Annotated in this window: 16 protein-coding genes; 5 read left to right on the forward strand and 11 right to left on the reverse strand. The window is 69.4% G+C overall.

What is annotated here, in order from left to right; translation table 11 throughout:
* From AC3A6Y_RS08620 to AC3A6Y_RS08630, 3 genes are all read right to left on the reverse strand, one after another.
* Positions 1-647, reverse strand: a 647-nt coding sequence (locus AC3A6Y_RS08620) for a hypothetical protein (RefSeq protein WP_487867818.1), incomplete at its 3' end; no start/stop codon positions are given.
* Positions 648-1,118: 471 nt separating this feature from the next.
* Complete coding sequence (locus tag AC3A6Y_RS08625; RefSeq protein WP_487867819.1) at positions 1,119-1,838, reverse strand: helix-turn-helix transcriptional regulator; 720 nt, start codon at positions 1,836-1,838, stop codon at positions 1,119-1,121.
* Positions 1,839-2,063: a hypothetical protein gene (locus AC3A6Y_RS08630; protein ID WP_487867820.1), complete on the reverse strand. Its 225-nt coding sequence runs from the start codon at positions 2,061-2,063 to the stop codon at positions 1,839-1,841.
* 232 nt (positions 2,064-2,295) lie between these two features.
* On the opposite strand from AC3A6Y_RS08630, the gene AC3A6Y_RS08635 reads away from it, so the two are divergent.
* The 3 genes from AC3A6Y_RS08635 to AC3A6Y_RS08645 all read left to right on the forward strand — a co-directional run bounded on the left by AC3A6Y_RS08635 (position 2,296) and on the right by AC3A6Y_RS08645 (position 4,462).
* Positions 2,296-3,204, forward strand: a complete 909-nt coding sequence (locus tag AC3A6Y_RS08635; protein ID WP_487867821.1) for a helix-turn-helix transcriptional regulator — start codon at positions 2,296-2,298, stop codon at positions 3,202-3,204.
* A gap of 132 nt (positions 3,205-3,336) precedes the next feature.
* Positions 3,337-3,531: a DUF2905 domain-containing protein gene (locus AC3A6Y_RS08640; protein WP_487867822.1), complete on the forward strand. Its 195-nt coding sequence runs from the start codon at positions 3,337-3,339 to the stop codon at positions 3,529-3,531.
* Positions 3,532-3,535: 4 nt separating this feature from the next.
* On the forward strand, positions 3,536-4,462 hold the full coding sequence (locus tag AC3A6Y_RS08645; RefSeq protein ID WP_487867823.1) for an ROK family protein: 927 nt from the start codon (positions 3,536-3,538) through the stop codon (positions 4,460-4,462).
* On the opposite strand, the gene AC3A6Y_RS08650 is transcribed toward AC3A6Y_RS08645, so the two are convergent.
* Positions 4,459-6,045: an aminotransferase-like domain-containing protein gene (locus tag AC3A6Y_RS08650; RefSeq protein ID WP_487867824.1), complete on the reverse strand. Its 1,587-nt coding sequence runs from the start codon at positions 6,043-6,045 to the stop codon at positions 4,459-4,461. The genes AC3A6Y_RS08645 and AC3A6Y_RS08650 overlap by 4 nt on opposite strands.
* Positions 6,046-6,220: 175 nt before the next feature.
* Here AC3A6Y_RS08650 and AC3A6Y_RS08655 point away from each other — a divergent pair, with 175 nt between their 5' ends.
* Complete coding sequence (locus tag AC3A6Y_RS08655) at positions 6,221-6,538, forward strand: hypothetical protein (protein WP_487867825.1); 318 nt, start codon at positions 6,221-6,223, stop codon at positions 6,536-6,538.
* Here AC3A6Y_RS08655 and otsA read toward each other — a convergent pair.
* From otsA to AC3A6Y_RS08690, 7 genes are all read right to left on the reverse strand, one after another.
* The gene (gene otsA / locus AC3A6Y_RS08660) at positions 6,535-7,920 is read right to left on the reverse strand and encodes an alpha,alpha-trehalose-phosphate synthase (UDP-forming) (RefSeq protein WP_487867826.1); all 1,386 of its coding nucleotides are present in this window, start codon (positions 7,918-7,920) and stop codon (positions 6,535-6,537) included. The genes AC3A6Y_RS08655 and otsA overlap by 4 nt on opposite strands.
* Positions 7,921-7,942: 22 nt before the next feature.
* Positions 7,943-9,886, reverse strand: coding sequence for a glycoside hydrolase family 15 protein (locus AC3A6Y_RS08665; protein ID WP_487867827.1), 1,944 nt, complete (start codon positions 9,884-9,886; stop codon positions 7,943-7,945).
* Positions 9,883-10,644, reverse strand: coding sequence for a trehalose-phosphatase (otsB, locus tag AC3A6Y_RS08670; protein WP_487867828.1), 762 nt, complete (start codon positions 10,642-10,644; stop codon positions 9,883-9,885). The genes AC3A6Y_RS08665 and otsB overlap by 4 nt, the downstream gene beginning before the upstream one ends.
* A 49-nt stretch (positions 10,645-10,693) precedes the next feature.
* Positions 10,694-11,971: a multifunctional CCA addition/repair protein gene (locus tag AC3A6Y_RS08675; protein WP_487867829.1), complete on the reverse strand. Its 1,278-nt coding sequence runs from the start codon at positions 11,969-11,971 to the stop codon at positions 10,694-10,696.
* 40 nt (positions 11,972-12,011) lie between these two features.
* Positions 12,012-12,695: a glutathione S-transferase family protein gene (locus tag AC3A6Y_RS08680; protein WP_487867830.1), complete on the reverse strand. Its 684-nt coding sequence runs from the start codon at positions 12,693-12,695 to the stop codon at positions 12,012-12,014.
* A 91-nt stretch (positions 12,696-12,786) separates the two neighbouring features.
* Complete coding sequence (locus AC3A6Y_RS08685) at positions 12,787-13,350, reverse strand: MgtC/SapB family protein (protein ID WP_487867831.1); 564 nt, start codon at positions 13,348-13,350, stop codon at positions 12,787-12,789.
* On the reverse strand, positions 13,350-15,371 hold the full coding sequence (locus AC3A6Y_RS08690) for a lytic transglycosylase domain-containing protein (protein WP_487867832.1): 2,022 nt from the start codon (positions 15,369-15,371) through the stop codon (positions 13,350-13,352). Before AC3A6Y_RS08690 ends, AC3A6Y_RS08685 begins: the two co-directional genes overlap by 1 nt.
* 9 nt (positions 15,372-15,380) lie before the next feature.
* Between AC3A6Y_RS08690 and AC3A6Y_RS08695 the strand changes: the two genes are divergently transcribed.
* Positions 15,381-15,998 carry a 5-formyltetrahydrofolate cyclo-ligase gene (locus tag AC3A6Y_RS08695; RefSeq protein ID WP_487867833.1) on the forward strand — a complete coding sequence of 206 codons (618 nt, stop codon included), beginning with the start codon at positions 15,381-15,383 and terminating at the stop codon, positions 15,996-15,998.
* Positions 15,999-16,001: the final 3 nt, after the last annotated feature.

Raw genomic sequence — 16,001 nt, forward strand, 5'->3', positions numbered from 1 at the left:
GATTGGACCCGGCTCCAGGCTTGCGAGCCGTCCTGGTCGTAGTCGTACCAGTTGCGGCTGCCGTCGTCCATGTACAGATTGGCATGCGCTTCGCGGCCCGAGGCGTCGAAATGCGAGACCAGCGCGCCCCAGCCCTGGCTGCCATCCTGGTCGTAGTCATACCAATCGCGGCTGCCGTCATCCAGGAACATGCTGGCGTGGGCTTCGCGGCCCAAGGCATCGAAGTGGGACTCCACCCGATTCCAGCCTTGCGAGCCGTTCTCGTCGTAGTCCAGCCAATCGCGGCTGCCGTCGTCCAGGTACATGCTGGCGTGCGCTTCGCGGCCCCAGGCATCGAAATGCGACACCACGGCATGCCAGCCCTGGCTGCCGTCCTGATCGTAGTCGTGCTGGTCGCGGCTCCCATCGTCCAGGTAGACGTTGGCGAAGTCTTCACGGCCGCGGGCGTCGAAATGGGAGGCCACCGCGCTCCAACCCTGGCTGCCGGCCTGGTCGTAGTCGGTCCAATCGCGGCTCCCGTCGTCCTGAAAGATGTTCACCCAGTCCTGGCGGCCCCAGGCGTCGGTGCGGTTCTGAAAGATGCTGTCGGCGCGAACATTGGTCTGGTCGTAGTCGGTGAAGTCCACACTGCCATCGTCCTGGATCACGTTGGTCCAGTCGGTGCGGCCTTGCGCATCGACGTGCGTCTGCCAGGTGCGGTCACCGCGCGCGTTGGTCTGGTCGTAGTCGTAGAAACTCCAGCAGCGCCGATGAAAAATGCTTCGCGACCGGTACCGGGTTGCCCGGCGTGGTCAGCACCTTCGGCGGGATGACCCAGCATCCGGGAAGGGCCAGGGCCAGGGCCAAGGCATACAGCACACTCGCTGCAGCGGCGCGAAGCCAGGGGGTGCACCCCGCGATGGCTCCTCGGATGAACGCAGCCACATGCATTGGCCAGGGACTCTTCCGAGCTTGCCATCTGCGTTGTCTGAAGAATCCGAGGTCGAAAAGGTTGTCCGTAGGGTCATGCATTTCCTCCGATGCACCGGTGCCGACGTTCAAGTCCCGTCCCGGATGCGCTGAATACGGCACGGATGTTCCCGGTTTCCCCGCCGTGTGCATAGATGACAAATGTCCCTCTACATGAGCAAAGCGATGAGCTCCGTCCTCTTGCACACGCCCACGCGCGCGTAGACTTTCGCCAACTGATTGCGAACGCTCTTTTCGGTGATGCCGATCGACAGTGCGATGGCCTTGTTGCTCTTGCCGGCGGCCAGCTGGCGCACGATCTCCTTCTGCCTCGGCGTCGATCCATCGAGCCCGCTCGCCGCTGCGTGCCGCGGCGGCGCGATGTGGGACAGCATCAGGTCGTTGAGTACCGGCGCAATCAGCGTCAGCGCTTCGAGGTGCCAGTCGCCCAGCGGCTCTCTGACGCCGGCGAATCCGAAGTAGGTTCCTGCATTGGCCTTGACATTGAGCACGCCGTGCCCCGCCACGTTGCCAAGGCCGAAGCGATCGATCTCGTCGAGCTCGAAGGCACTCGCATGTGAAGGAGGATGCTTCGGATCGATGTGGAAGGGCCGGCGGTTCGAGAACCACCACCCCAGGGATCCGCGCTCGGTCAGCTCGAAGGTTGTCGCAAGCTGCCGCAGGTACGCTTCGTCGTGGCCCGTGGCGAGCATGTGCGTGACCTCGAGCTGACCCGCGACGAGCTCGCCGTGCCCGAGCACGACGCCCTTGAATGGGAAGAACTTTCGCAGCGGCCCTTCGAGCCATGCAATCAGACTGTCGGCCGAAGCGAGCGGATGGGTCACGGCGGCGACCCAGGCCTTCAGATCATTCTTGGTGAGATGCTTCATTCATCGACTCCCTGTCTCCAACTTCATCGCTCCCGCATGCTGCGCCGAGGTGTCGGTCGCCCACCATGCCGCCAGCGAGAGAGCGGCAGCGACCCACAGCATGAGCAGGGCCTCGCTGCCCTGGCTGGTGAGCACCCGATCGTGGATTTGCAGCGTGATGAGCGTCGCGATCACCAACAGCAGGTGAACCTTTGAGCGCCGGCGGACTGTACCGTGGCCCAGCATCACCCGATCAGGGGATTGACGGGACCTTTCGCGGCTGCTAGCCGCTGTGTTTGTCGCTGGTCCCGCCGGGTGCGGCAGTCGGCGCTGTGCCGACCGTCCGGGACACGAGTCCCGGTCTTCGAGCCTTGAATGGCGCCGGGGGCGGTCCGGACGGGACAAAGGCCCCGGGACGGCGGGCCCTCGCTCACCTAACAATAAAAGCTCCCCTTCATGTTTTTCGTGGGAGGCTCCGATGTCCGTCTACGCGATCCACGCCGCGCCCGCCAAGCGCTTTCATGTTGCGCATGCCTGCGCCGCCGCCGCCCTGCCGACCCGGCATGTGGCCTCGCTGGGCCTGGTCGATGTCGAGGCCCTCGGGGGTGGCGTACACCGGGGACTGCCGCATGAGCTGTTCATGGTCACGGCCTACTGCGACGAGCGGCTGGACTGCCGCAGCGCCGCCGACAGCGGCGCGTTGCGCGTGATGGTCTCGGCCCTGCGCACGCAGGCCGTGAGCTTCCAGACGCAGGGACGCGGCCAGCTGGCGATTGCCATGCTGACGCCGCTGGGCCTGCTGCGCGCCTTCGGCCGGCCCTGGGACCGCCTGTGCAACGAGCGCCTGCCGCTGCGCGAGATCGTGCCGGCGTGGCAGGAGGCGATGCTGCACGGCGCGCTTCTCGCTGCTCCTTCGGGGCCGGAGCGCTGCGCGGTGTTCGGGCGCTGGCTCGAAACCCGCATCGGCGAGCGCCGCCGGCTGGGCTGGCAGGCCGAGCGCGTGGCGGCGGCGGCGATGTCGCTGCTCGAGGCGCCGGAGCTGTCGGTCGACGAGCTGGCCGCCCAGCATCGCGTGAGCCGGCGCCAGCTGGAGCGCGACTTCCGCCACTGGCTGGGCGTCGCGCCGGCCGGCTACGCGCGGCTGGTGCGCTTCCAGCGCGCGGCCTGCGCGATCGCCGAGGGGACGCCGCTGGCCCATGTGGCGGCGGAGCAGGGCTTTGCCGACCAGGCCCACATGACACGCGCCTTCTCCGAAACGGCCGGCGTCACGCCGCGCCAGCTGCGCGAGGGGGGCGGCCCCGCGTCTGCGCTGCGCTCGGTTTTTGCGCAGCGCATGATCATGCTGCCCGCGGCCGGCGAGGCCGAAGCGCTGCGGCTGGCGGCCTGAGAGGCTGAGCGCCACACGAGGGAACATGCTCATCTCCTTGCGTCGCATCGAGTGATCGATGTTCGGCGCAAGGGCCCCTTCGGGTCTTGCAGTTTTGCGACACCTTGCAGGTGCGGGCGCTAGACTGTCCGCATGATTCGCTGGCTGATCGTCGTCGTGCTCGCGCTGGTCCTGATGAGCGGCCTGACGCAATGGCTGCGGCGCTTCGGCTTCGGGCGCCTGCCCGGCGACTTCGAGTTCCGCGCCTTCGGGCGCGAGTGGCAGCTGCCGATCGGAAGCACCGTCGTGCTCAGCATGATCGCGGCCCTGATTGCACGATGGATATGACCCCATGAGAGCCTGTGTCGATATCGGCGGCACCAAAGTGGCCGTGAGCCTGTCGGCCGACAGTGCCTCGCCCCTGATCGGCCGCCGCACCGAGCCCACCGCCAAGACCGGCAACAACGACGCGGTGGCGCAGCAGATCCTGCGGCTCGTCGACGAGATCTGCGCCGAGCAGGGCATCGCCCCCGCCTCGATCGAGCGCGTCGGCGTTTCCTCGGCGGGCCCCTTCGTGCTGCGCGACGGGCTGGTCGAGCTGGCCACGCCCAACATCTGCGGCGGCATCGCCGGCCCGGCACGCGGCCTGCCCAACGACTGGATGACGGCCGTCGTCGAGGCGCCGCTCAAGCAGCGCTTCCGCCATGTCCGGGTCGAGAACGACGCCGTCGCCGCCCTCGAGGCGGAACGCAGCTGGGGCGCGCTGCAGGGCACCAACCACTGCGCCTACGTCACCTGGAGCACCGGCGTCGGCGTCGGCCTGTGCGTCGACGGGCGCATCCTGCACGGCAAGAACGGCAATGCGGGCCATGCCGGCCACAGCTTCGTATCCGACGACGACAGCCATGCGCTGTGCGGCTGCGGCAACGTCGGCGATGTCGAGGCCCTGGCCGCCGGCAACGCGATCGCCCGCCGATTCGGCCGGCCGCCGCCGGAGCTGTTCGCCGCCGCCGCGGCCGGCGAGCCGAAGGCGCTGGCCATCACCGAGGAGGCATGCCGAGTGATGGGCCGCATGCTCTACAACCTGATCGCCACGCTCGACCTCGAGCGCATCAGCCTGGGGGGCAGCGTCTTCTGGCACAACCGCGATTTCCTGCTGCCGCGCCTGCAGGCCGAGGTCGAGGGCAAGCTGGTGCCGCTGACGCGCGGCGCGGTGCTGGTGCCTGCGGGCCTGGGCGACAAGGTCGGCGACTTCGCGGCCCTTGCGCTGCTCGATTAAAGGAAGCTCCCGCCCGAGAGACCTCGATGCGCTGCCCGGCGATCCAGCGGTTCTCCGGCTGCAGCTGCGAAGCGATCGTCGAGAGGCAAGGTGGCCGAACTGGCTGGCGCAGACGCTGGGGCCGTCGCTGCATTGGCAGCGCCCGGGCGGCACAAGTCCGTGGCGATGGCGCCCAGCCGCCGCAGCGCCCCATCGACCGCCGCCCCGTAGGGCCAGCCGCAGTTGATGCGCAGGTAGTGGTCGAAGCGCGAGGAGTTCGAGAACAGCGTGCCGGGCGCGACCACGATGCGCTCGGCAAGGGCCGTCTCGAAGACCCGCCACGAGGACAGCCGTTCGGGCAGCTCGACCCACAGCTGCAGTCCGCCGGGCGGCAGGTTGATGCGCGTGCCCGGCGGAAAAAAGCCGGCGATCGCATCGGCGGTCTGCTCGCGCTGCGTCTTGAGGCATTGGCGCAGGTGGCGCAGGTGGCGCTCGTAGCCGCCGGTGGCCATGAACTCGCCGGCCGCCGCCTGCGAGAGCGCCTCGTTGTTGCGGGTCTGTGCGAACTTGAGCATCTCCACCCGCGCCTGCCAGCGCCCGGCCGTCATCCAGCCCAGTCGCATGCCGGGCGCCAGGAGCTTGTGCAGCGAGGCGCAGTAGATCACGTTGCCCGAAGCGTCGAAGGACTTGAGCGCGCGCGGCGGCATCGGCGCGTCGATCAGCTCGCTGTAGGTGTCGTCCTCGATCAGCGGGATCGCGTGCTGCTCGCACAACTGCGCGAGCCGCGCCTTGTGGGCGTCGGGCATCACGCTGCCCAGCGGGTTCTGCAGATGCGGCACCACCACCACGGCCTTGATGTTGTCGTAGGTGCGGATGGCGAGGTCCAGGGCCTCGATCGAGAGGCCGGTCTGGGGGCTGGTCGGGATCTCCAGCGCCTGCAGCCCGAGGCTCTCGAGCACCTGCAGCAGGCCGTAGAAGGTGGGCGACTCCACCGCCACCGTGTCGCCCGGCTGCGCGACTGCGCGCAGCGCGAGGTTCAGTGCCTCGATGCAGCCGTTGGTCACCAGGATGTCCTCCGGCGAGAGCGTCATGCCCACGCGCAGGCTGCGCTGCGCGAGCACCTCGCGGAAGGGGAGATGGCCCTTGAGCGGCGCAGCGACCGCCAGCATGCCGGGCCGCTGGCGCAGCGCGCGCGTCATGGCATTGCGCAGGGCCTCGGCGGGGTAGAGCTCCGGCGCGCCGCGTGCGATGGAGAGGTCGAGTTTCTCGGTCACCTGGCGGCGGCGCGCCACGAAGTCGGACACCTTGGCGTGGATGCCCACGTACTGCGCCCGATCCGGCGTCCGGTCGGCAGCGGGCTCGTCCATGGGCGCCATCGAAAGGCGTCGCGGCCGACGCACGAAGTAGCCCGAGCGCTCGCGCGCCTCGACCCAGCCCTCGCTTTCCATCGAGCGGCACAGCTGCAGCGCCGTCGACAGGCTGATGCCGTGCTGCCGCATCAGATGGCGCAGCGAGGGCAGCTTGTCGCCCGGCTTGAGCGAGCCGGCGCGGATCGCATCGAGGTAGTGCGCGGCCAGCTGGCGGTAGAGCGGGGTGGAGTCCATGGGGCGATGCTGCGGGAAGGACGGGGGCCGCAACAGATGCAGATGGCGGCGAAAACCACCATAACAGATGCCGCGCGGGGCGGTCTGTTGTGCCTTCGAACATCCGTGGCTGTGCCTGTTTTTCGAGCGGCCCGCTGCCTACGATTTCAGCATCCACCACTCGCCGAGGCCCGCCATGATTTGCACCGATTTCTCTTCCGCCGCCAGGCTTGCGACCGGCCAGTCGCTGCGCGTCGCCCTCGATGCCGGCACGTCGCTGGTGGTGCTGGAAGGCCGCGTGCGCGTGGTCTCGCCGCCCACGTGGTTCGGCGAGACCGCCTTCGCCGTGAAGAACGACTACCAGGAGGGCGAGGCCTACGTCGCCGAGCGCGCCGGCTGGGTCGAGATCGAGGCGCTGGCGCCGGCGCGGATTTGCAGCGCGCCGCGGCCGGCGGCGGGCGGGGCGCCACGCCCTTCGCCCGTGGCGCGCCTGCTGCGCCTGCTGCTCGCCTAGCGCACGCTCTGCGCCTCGCGCAACGCGCCGAGGAAGGTGCGCCGCCACCAGTGCACGTCGTGCGCGCGGATGTGCGACAGCAGCATCTGGTGGCGCTCGCGGCGCTCTTCCAGCGGCATCTGCAGCGCCTGCTGCACCGTCTCGGCCGTGCCGTGGGTGTCGTAGGGGTTGACCAGCAGGGCTTCCTTCAGCTGCTCGGCCGCGCCGGCGAAGCGCGACAGCACGAGCACGCCCGGATCGGCCGGGTCCTGGGCTGCGATGTACTCCTTGGCCACCAGGTTCATGCCGTCGCGCAGGGGCGTCACCAACCCGACCGCTGCCGCGCGGCACAGGCCCGGCACGCGCTTGCGCGCCACCATGCGGTGGATGTAGCGCACCGGCATCCAGTCGAGCTCGCCGTAGTCGCCGTTGATGGCGCCGCAAAGCGACTCGAGTTCGCGCCGGATGTCGGCGTAGGCATCCACCGTTTCGCGGGTGGGCGAGGCGATCTGGATCAGCGTCGCGCTGCGGCGGTTCTCGGGGTAGTTGGCGAGCAGCTCGCGGAAGGAGCGCACCCGGTTCGGGATGCCCTTGGAATAGTCCAGCCGGTCGATGCCCAGCAGCAGTCGCCGGCTGGAGTATTCGCGCCGCATGGTCTCGAACATGTCGCGCGATTCCTTGGCGTGCGTGAGCGCCGCGAACTCGTCGACGTCGATGCCGATCGGGAAGGCGCCGCAGCGCACCGTCTGGCCGTAGGCGCGGTACAGGTCGCGGCCCACGAACTCGCCGTTGGCCTCGTTGCGCACGTACTGCTCGAAGTGCTGCACGTCCTGGCGGGCCTGGAAGCCGATCAGGTCGTAGGCGAACAGCGAACGCATCAGCCACTCGTGCTGCGGGATCGCCGCCATGATGATGTGCGGCGGCAGCGGGATGTGCAGGAAGAAGCCGATGCGCTGGCGGCAGCCCATGCCGCGCAGCTCGGCCGCCAGCGGGATCAGGTGGTAGTCGTGGATCCAGATGATGTCGTCCTGCTTCAGGAGCGGCAGCAGCTTGCGCGCGAACAGCTGGTTCACGCGCCGGTAGCCGCCGATGAAGCCGGCATCGAAGTTCGCCAGGTCCAGCCGGTCGTGGAACACCGGCCACAGCACGTCGTTGCTGTAGCCCAGGTAGTAGCTGTCGTGGTCCTCGCGGCTCAGGTCGATGGTGGCGAGCGTGACCTTGCCGGCCTGCTGGATGCGCAGCTCGCCTTCGCCGGTGGGGCCGTCCTCGACGATGTTGCCGCTCCACCCGAACCAGAGGCCGCCGGTCTGCTGAAGGCTCTCGCCGAGGGCGACGGCCAGGCCGCCCGCGGCGGGCTTGCGGGGGTCGGCGATGCGATTGGAAATGACGACGAGACGACTCATGAGCTCCTTGTTCTTCTCGCGCTCAGATGCACGAGTCCCACGGCGCCGACAGGCGCACCGCCGCGTTGATGATGCCGACCATCGAATAGGTCTGCGGGAAGTTGCCCCACATCTCGCCGGTGACCGGATGGGTGTCCTCCGACAGCAGGCCCAGCGGATTGCGCGCGGCCAGCATGGTCTCGAAGATCTGGCGCGCCTCGGCCTTGCGCCCGATCTTGGCCAAGGCATCGATGCGCCAGAAGGTGCAGATGTTGAAGGCGGTCTCGGGCTTGCCGAAGTCGTCGGCCGCCTCGTAGCGGCGCATGTAGGGGCCGTCGCACAGCGATTTTTCCATCGCGTCGACGGTGGAGATGAAGCGCGGATCGCGCGCGTCGATCAGGCCGACTTCGGTCATCAGCAGGATGCTGGCGTCGAGCTCGTGCCCGCCGAAGCTCTCGGCAAAGGCCTGCCGCTCCTCGCACCAGGACTTGGCGAGGATCTCCTCGCGCATGCGCGAGGAATGGTCGTGCCAGTAGGCCGCGCGCTCTGGCAGCCCCAGCGCGCGCGCCACCTTGGCGAGCCGGTCGCAGGCCGCCCAGCTCATCAGCGCCGAACTGGTGTGCACGCGGGCGCGCGTGCGCAGCTCCCACATGCCGGCATCGGGCGTGCCGTAGACGCGGATCGCCTGCTCGCCCACCGCCTCCAGGTGCGGAAACTCCGCCACGCCGCCGCGGCTGAGCAGCCGATGGTCGTGGAAGGCCTGCGAAGCGCCCAGCACGATGTTGCCGTAGACGTCGTGCTGGAAATGCTCCTGCGCCTGGTTGCCCACCCGCACCGGGCCCATGCCGCGGTAGCCGGTCAGGCCCTCGACGAAGGACTCGGGCAGCTCGCGCTCCAGGCCGATGCCGTAGAGCGGCTGGATGTGCTGGCCGTGCGAGCCGATCACCACGTTGGCCAGCCAGCGCAGGTAGTCCTCCATGGTGCCGACCTCGGACAGGCTGTTGAGCGCCCGCACCACGAAGAAGGCATCGCGCAGCCAGCAGAAGCGGTAGTCCCAGTTGCGCTGGCTGCCCGGCGCTTCGGGGATGCTGGTGGTCATGGCGGCCACGATGGCGCCCGTGTCCTCGTAAAGGGACATCTTGAGCGTGATGGCGGCACGGATCACCGCGTCCTGCCACTCGAAGGGAATCGCGAGCCGCTTGCTCCACGTGCGCCAGTAGGCGATGGTCTCCTGCTCGAAGTGGCGTGCCGTGTCGGCGATGCCGTCCATCAGCGTCTCGTCGGCGCCGAGCACGAAATTGTGCTCGCGCGACAGCACGAAGGGCTGCTTCGAGAGCACGTGCGAGACCGGGGCGTCCATGTTGAGGCGCAGCGCGAAGTCCGGCCCCACGTAGCGGATGTGGTTGCTGCCGCGCGTGATCTGCGGGGGCGTGCTGCCCCACTGGAAGCGCGGCACCAGCGAGACGCGGATGCGCGGCGTCCCCTGGATGGGCTTCACCCGGCGCACCATGGTGAGCGGCCGGAAGTAGCGCGAGCGGCTGTGGAAGCGCGGCGCGAAGTCGGTGATTTCCAGGCCCTGTCCCGCGCTGTCGAAGAGCTGGGTGCGCAGCACGGCGGTGTTCGGCTCGTACCACTGCTTGCTGGAAGCGAAATCCTCGATCTCGATGGCCCAGGCGCTGGCATCCTCGCCGGTGTGGAGCAGGGCGTCGAACACCGGCTCGCCGTCGAAGCGCGGCAAGCAGCACCAGACCACACGGCCGCGCGCGTCGATGAGCGCGCTGTAGGAGCAGTTCCCGATCACGCCGAGGTTGAGCGAGGGCTCCGCGGGCGGGCCGAAGCCGCCGCGCGCGGCCGGCCGGGTGACGGCTTCCGGGTGGGCTGCCGGCTTGTCGCTGGCGCTGGCGGCGCCTGCGATCGAGTCGCCGGCCCGGCTTTCCTGCTCCTGTTCTTCCTCCGTCGTGGTGACCTCTTGGGGGTTTTTCGTCATGCGGGTTTTCCTTTGGAATCGGATGGCGATTCGGCCAGCAGTTTGCGTGCCTCGACCAGCCATTCGAACACGGCGAGCGGCGAATCCAGCCGGTGCAGCGCCTGGCTGGGGCCCGATCCGACCTTGATCGCCACGCCGCCGCGCGGCTGCACCACTGCAAAGCCGCTTTCGTCGGTGGTGTCGTCGCCGGCGAAGACCGGCGTGCGGCCGACGAAGGGCGCCTCCCGCATGAAGGCGTCGATCGCGATGCCCTTGTTGATGCCTGAGGGCTTGACCTCGAACACGAACTTGCCGTGCATCAGCTCCAGCTGCGGCTGGTCGGTGATGGTGCGCAGCAGCGCATCGCGGCACACCGCTTCCAGCTGGGGCGCGAGCCGGTAGTGCAAGGCGATGGCCGCGTGCTTGCGCTCCACCAGCAGGCCCTCGTAGACGCGGGCCAGCTCGTTGGCGGTGTCCAGCACGTCGGTGAGATCGGGCGGTCGTGCTTCCTGCATATCCCCTTCGGCACTGCGGCGCTGCACGCCGTGCTCGCCCGCGGCCGGCAGGCGAAGGGGGGCGAGGAAGCGGTCCAGCACGTCGATCTGCCGGCCCGACACCACTGCCAGCGCCCCGCCGAGCAGATCGCGCAGGTCGCTGAGCAGCGGGACCAGTGCGCTGGGGACCTCGATCGCCTCGGGGGTTTCGGCGATGGCTACCAGCGTGCCGTCGAAGTCCAGGAAGAGCGCAGCGTCGGGGGTGAGGCGGGGGGGCGTCTGCATGGGGAAAACCATAGCAGACTCGGGCGGCCGAGCACGTCGGCCAAATCCGTCAATCGGTTTTTGTCTCTATGCCGACGAAAGGCGGCAGCTTGGCGGCAACCGCTGCCACCCTTGCACGCGCGATCGCCTCGCCGATGCGAGGCCCCGCGGCGCCGGCTTGCTGCGCTTCACGGGCGATCGTTTCGGTCTGCACCGACCGCGCCGCCGCCAGCGCGGCCAGCAGCCGCTCGCGCTCCGGATAGGCCCGCTCCTCCATCCCCAGCCGCCCCCTGGCATCGCACTCGCAGGCCAACAGCGCCTGCTCGAAGCGCCCCGGCTTGCGAAAGGCGTCGCAGCGTTCGAGCAGCCGCACCAGGGCCTGCGCGCCGAATCCGGCGCTGCGGTGGATGTTGCCGTGCTCGCGCGCCACCACCTCGGCCAGCTCGCGCAGTTCCACCGGCACGCGCCATCGCTCGCACACCTCGCGCAGCAGGTCCACGCTGCGCTGCTCGTGGCCGATGTGGCGCGGCAGCACCTCGGCCGGCGTGGTGCCCTTGCCGAGGTCGTGCACCAGGCAGGCGAAGCGCACCGGGAGCGGCGCATCCAGGCGGGCCGCCATGTCCAGCACCAGCATCAGGTGCAGGCCGGTGTCGACCTCGGGATGATGGGCCTCGGGCTGGGGTATGCCCCAGAGCCGGTCCACCTCGGGCAGCAGCACGGCGAGCGCGCCGCAGTCGCGCAGCAGCTCGAACATGCGCGAGGGCTTCGTCTCCATCAGCCCGCGCGCGAGCTCCTGCCAGACGCGCTCCGGCACCAGCGCGTCCGCCTCGCCGGCCGCGACCATCTCGCGCATCAGCGCCAGGGTTTCGGGCGCGACGCTGAAGTCGGCGAAGCGGGCGGCGAAGCGCGCGACGCGCAGGATGCGCACCGGGTCCTCGCGGAAGGCATCGGTCACGTGGCGCAGCACCTTGTGCTGCAGGTCTTGCCGGCCGTGAAAGGGATCGACCAGGTGGGCGAGGTCGGGCGAGGGCTCGGCCCGGTCGGCGGGCAGCGCCATGGCATTGACCGTGAGGTCGCGACGCGCGAGGTCCTGCTCCAGCGTCACTTCCGGCGAGGCGTGGACGACGAAGCCGCGGTAGCCGGGCGCGCTCTTGCGCTCGGTGCGCGCCAGCGCATATTCCTCGCGCGTCCGGGGGTGCAGGAAGACAGGGAAGTCGCGGCCCACCGGCAGGTAGCCCTGCGCGGCCATCTCCTCGGGCGTGGCGCCGACCACGACCCAGTCGCGATCGCTGCCGGGCCGGCCCAGCAGGACATCGCGGATGGCGCCGCCGACGAGGTAGGTTTGCATGCGCCGCAGTTTAGGTGCTGGGCGTCATGCAGGGGCGTTCTCAGTCCTCGATGCGGTACGGCTCGTCCACGACCACGAAGCGCTTCTCGACCAGTGCCTCGTCGATCCAGGCCTTGACGCCGGGCAACTGCTGCACGCGCTCGATGTAGGCCGTGATTTCGGCGGGCACCGGCAGGCCGAAAGTCTTGATGCGCACGCCCACGGGCGCGAAGTACGCATCGGCGATGCCGAATTCGCCGAAGAGCATCGGCCCCCCGTGGGCCTTCAGCAGGCCGCTCCACATCTGCACGATGCGCGCGAGATCGGCGCGCACCTGCGGCTGGTCGCGCAGGATGATCTTGCCCTGCACGCGCAGATCGGCCTCGATGTTCATGCCGCAGTGGTTGCGCAGGGCGCCGAAGCCCGCGTGCATCTCGGCGCAGACGCTGCGCGCGTGGGCCCGCAGGGCCTTGTCGCGCGGCCAGAGCTCCTTGTCGGGGTGGGTCTCGGCAAGGTATTCGCAGATCGCCAGCGTGTCGTAGACGACGATCTCGCCGTCGACCAGCACGGGCACACGGCCGGCGGGGTTGAGGGCCTCGATGGTCTTCTTGAAGTGCGAATCGGCATCGAGGGTATCGAAGGGCACCATCACCTCCTCGAAGTGGATGCCGGCCTGCTTCATCAGCACCCAGGGGCGCATCGACCAGGACGAGTAATTCTTGTTGCCGATATGGAGCGTGAGCATCGAAACCTCCTGGGGGTTCTTGAAGGGAAAGCCTGCGATGCTAGCGCCCGGCCGCTGCGGCATTGATGCCGAAGGCGCGCGGGATTGATGCTCAGCGCTGGGTCGTGTCGTCGTCGCTGCCGGGCGGCACGATCACGCGCTTGCCGTTGCCGTTGCCGTCCGAGGGCGGACCGACCACGCGTTCGATGGCCTTCACCACATGCGGCACCAGCGAGAGCACGGCCAGCGCCAGCAGCGCACTGAGCACCGCCGTCAGCTCGCGGCCCAGCCCGCAGGCCATGCCGATCGCGGCGGTCATCCACAGGCCGGCGGCGGTGGTGAGGCCCTGCACGTGCTGCTCGTCGCGGCCCTGCTTCAGGATGGTGCCGGCACACAGGAAGCCGACGCCCGCCACCAGGCCCTGGATCACGCGGCTCATGTCGGCCGGTTCGATGCCGGCCTGCTGCGGCACGAGCACGAAGAGGGCGGAGCCCACGGCCACCAGCATGTGCGTGCGCACGCCGGCCGCCTTGCCCTGCTGCTCGCGCTCGAAGCCGAGGGCGAAGCCCAGCACCGACGCCAGCACGAGGCGAATCAGGATGCGGGTGAGCTGGGCGATGTCGTCCACGTCCGAAAATTCGGAGGCGAACGTGGCGGCAATCTGGTCCCACCACATCAGGGCAGGTCCTTGTTGGGCTCCGGCTCGGCCGCGTCGCGCGGGCCCACGGTGCCGAGGCGCTCCTTGAGCGATTGCGGCCGGCCGCTGATCAGGGCCGCGTAGTTGGTGGTGTTGGCCAGCACTTTCTTGACGTAGTCGCGCGTCTCGTTGAAGGGCACGTTCTCCGCCCAGATCGCGGCCTCCATCACAGGGCCGTTGCGCCAGCTTCGCGGCCGGCCGGGGCCGGCGTTGTAGGCCGCGGCGGCCAGCGCCATCGAGCCGTCGAAGTCGTCGAGCGCCAGCTTGAGGTAGTTGGTGCCGATGGTGATGTTGGTGTCGCGGTCGTTGATCTGCCCGGGCGTGAAGCCGGACAGGCCGATCTTGCGCGCGGTCCAGCGCGCGGTGGCGGGCATCACCTGCATCAGGCCCGATGCGCCGACGCCGGAGCGCGCGTCCATGATGAAGCGGCTCTCCTGGCGGATCAGGCCATAGACGTAAGCGGGGTCGAGGCCGATCGCCTCGCTCTTGGCGACCACCGTCTCGCGGAAGGGCATGGGGAAGCGCTGCTCGACGTCGATCATCCCCTTGGTGCGCTCGCTGGTGTTGATGCAGCGGTCCCAGATCTCGCGCTGGCAGGCGAGGTCGGCCGCGGCCAGCAGCTCGCGGTCGCCCATGCCGCCCTTGTCGTGCAGGTTGGTCGCGTAGTTCCACTCGCGCACGCCCTCGGGGCGCAGGCCGATTTCGATGGCGTAGAGCGCGCGGGCGAGCGCGGGGTTGCTGCGCGCCGCCGCCTTCTCCTCCGGCGTGAGCGGCGCAGGGCGGGTGGGCGCGCTCGCGCGCTCGCCCAGCTCTTCGAGCGCGAGCAGCTCGTAGAAGCCGCGGGTGCCGGCGATGCTTTCGTACAGCGTGCGTGCTTCGGCGCGGCGCTCGTCGCCGCCTTGCGCGTGGAGGGCGCGCGCCTTCCAGTACACCCAGGTCGGGTCTTCCTGGGTCGAGTCGCTCATGCCGGCGATGGCGGCGCGCACTTCCTTCCAGTTGCCGGTGCGCAGGGCGGCGCGGGCCTTCCAGGCCAGCATGTCGTCGGACAGGTCGGCGTTCTTGGTGACGTTGGCGAAGGCGCCGGCGGCGGCCGGCGAGAGCTTCACCGCGTATTGGCGGCCGATCGCGCCCCACACCCAGTTGCGCTCCTCGGGCGAGAGCATCACGCTCCACTTGCTGTCGAGCTGGGAGGCGGCCATGTCCGGGTCGGCGATGACCATCTTGATCAGTGCCAGCACCACCAGCTCGCGCCGCCACTTGCCGGGGGCGACGCCGCGGCCGGCCAGGAACTTCGCCATGTTGGCGTTGAGCTCGTCGAACTGCGGCACCGCATCGGGCGAGGCCAGCATGACGGCGGCGCGCGCGGCCTGCGGCCGGTTGGCCTCGATCGCATAGCGCGCCTTCTTCCAGGCGTCGTTGGGCGACATCATGCGCGCCGAGATCATGCGGTCGGCTGCCGTGAGGCAGCCATCGTCGAGCTCGCGCTGGCCGAGCCAGTTGCGGCGCACTTCCGCGGCCTGGGCAGCGGTGGGTGCGCCCGAGCGCAGCGCCTCGACCAGCACCGCGTAGCAGCGGACCTGGGCGTCGTCGTTCATGCGGAAGGCCGGGTGCAGCGTCGCGAAGCCGTCCCAATCGCGGCGCTGGCCGAGCAGGACGAGCCAGTCGTTGCGCAGGCGGTCCTCCTGGTAGGTGCCGGCGTAGCGCGAGAGGAAGTCCTGCACCTCCGAGGCGCTGGCCTCGCCCAGGCGGGCCCTGAGCTCCCAGTACGCGGCCCAGGGTTCGAGCAGGTGGCCGCGCGCCTGCGGCAGCAGGGCGGCGAGGCGCGCCTTGTCGCCGCGCTGCGCGGCCTGCTTCATCTGCACGATGACGTCGTCGCTGCCGTTCTGCGCACGGGCCTGCTGCAGCAGCGCGGTGGCGGCGAAGACGAGCGAAAGAAGGAGAGTGGGGAAGGGGGCGCGCAGACGGTTGCGCGCAGGTGCCAAAATGCTTGCAAACTGCATCGGGGGATTATGGACAAGTCAAAGGGTGCCGACACCTCGGCAACTGCCAACTTTCTCAAGCAACAGCTGCGTTCCGCACTGATCGAGCAGCGTCTTGCCATGCCCGACCGCCTGGCACGCGCCGACCTGCTGCAGCGCGTGATGCGCATCTGGCTGGTGGGCCGGCCCGACACCGTGATCGGCGCCTACTGGCCCATCAAGGGCGAGTTCGATCCGCTGCCCGCGCTGCATCGCTGGAAGGAAGACGGCGAGTTGCAGGGCGAACCGCAGCGCCGCCGCATCGGCCTGCCGGTCGTCGACAAGGTGCACAAGACCCTGACTTTCCACGCCTGGCATCCCGGCTGCCCCATGGAGCCGGACGCCTACGACATTCCCAAGCCGAAGGACACCGAGTTGATCGTGCCCACGCTGCTGTTCGTGCCCTGCCTGGGCTACAGCGCCGGCGGCTACCGGCTGGGCTATGGCGGCGGCTTCTACGACCGCACGCTGGCGGCGCTGGAGCCGCGGCCCTTCACGGTCGGGCTGGGCTTCACCAACGGCTTCCTCGACGACTTCGAGCCGGAGCCGCACGACCTGCCCCTGGATGCCATCCTCAACGACAACGGGGTGGTCTGGCCGGTCGGCTGAGCC

The organism is Variovorax sp. Soil_C_17 (assembly GCF_057657265.1).

Coding starts and splice junctions, on each gene's coding strand:
- AC3A6Y_RS08625 (WP_487867819.1), bottom strand. CDS start 1,838: ATGAAGCATCTCACCAAGAATGATCTGAAGGCCTGGGTCGCCGCCGTG.
- AC3A6Y_RS08630 (WP_487867820.1), bottom strand. CDS start 2,063: ATGCTGGGCCACGGTACAGTCCGCCGGCGCTCAAAGGTTCACCTGCTG.
- AC3A6Y_RS08635 (WP_487867821.1), top strand. CDS start 2,296: ATGTCCGTCTACGCGATCCACGCCGCGCCCGCCAAGCGCTTTCATGTT.
- AC3A6Y_RS08640 (WP_487867822.1), top strand. CDS start 3,337: ATGATTCGCTGGCTGATCGTCGTCGTGCTCGCGCTGGTCCTGATGAGC.
- AC3A6Y_RS08645 (WP_487867823.1), top strand. CDS start 3,536: ATGAGAGCCTGTGTCGATATCGGCGGCACCAAAGTGGCCGTGAGCCTG.
- AC3A6Y_RS08650 (WP_487867824.1), bottom strand. CDS start 6,045: ATGGACTCCACCCCGCTCTACCGCCAGCTGGCCGCGCACTACCTCGAT.
- AC3A6Y_RS08655 (WP_487867825.1), top strand. CDS start 6,221: ATGATTTGCACCGATTTCTCTTCCGCCGCCAGGCTTGCGACCGGCCAG.
- otsA (WP_487867826.1), bottom strand. CDS start 7,920: ATGAGTCGTCTCGTCGTCATTTCCAATCGCATCGCCGACCCCCGCAAG.
- AC3A6Y_RS08665 (WP_487867827.1), bottom strand. CDS start 9,886: ATGACGAAAAACCCCCAAGAGGTCACCACGACGGAGGAAGAACAGGAG.
- otsB (WP_487867828.1), bottom strand. CDS start 10,644: ATGCAGACGCCCCCCCGCCTCACCCCCGACGCTGCGCTCTTCCTGGAC.
- AC3A6Y_RS08675 (WP_487867829.1), bottom strand. CDS start 11,971: ATGCAAACCTACCTCGTCGGCGGCGCCATCCGCGATGTCCTGCTGGGC.
- AC3A6Y_RS08680 (WP_487867830.1), bottom strand. CDS start 12,695: ATGCTCACGCTCCATATCGGCAACAAGAATTACTCGTCCTGGTCGATG.
- AC3A6Y_RS08685 (WP_487867831.1), bottom strand. CDS start 13,350: ATGTGGTGGGACCAGATTGCCGCCACGTTCGCCTCCGAATTTTCGGAC.
- AC3A6Y_RS08690 (WP_487867832.1), bottom strand. CDS start 15,371: ATGCAGTTTGCAAGCATTTTGGCACCTGCGCGCAACCGTCTGCGCGCC.
- AC3A6Y_RS08695 (WP_487867833.1), top strand. CDS start 15,381: ATGGACAAGTCAAAGGGTGCCGACACCTCGGCAACTGCCAACTTTCTC.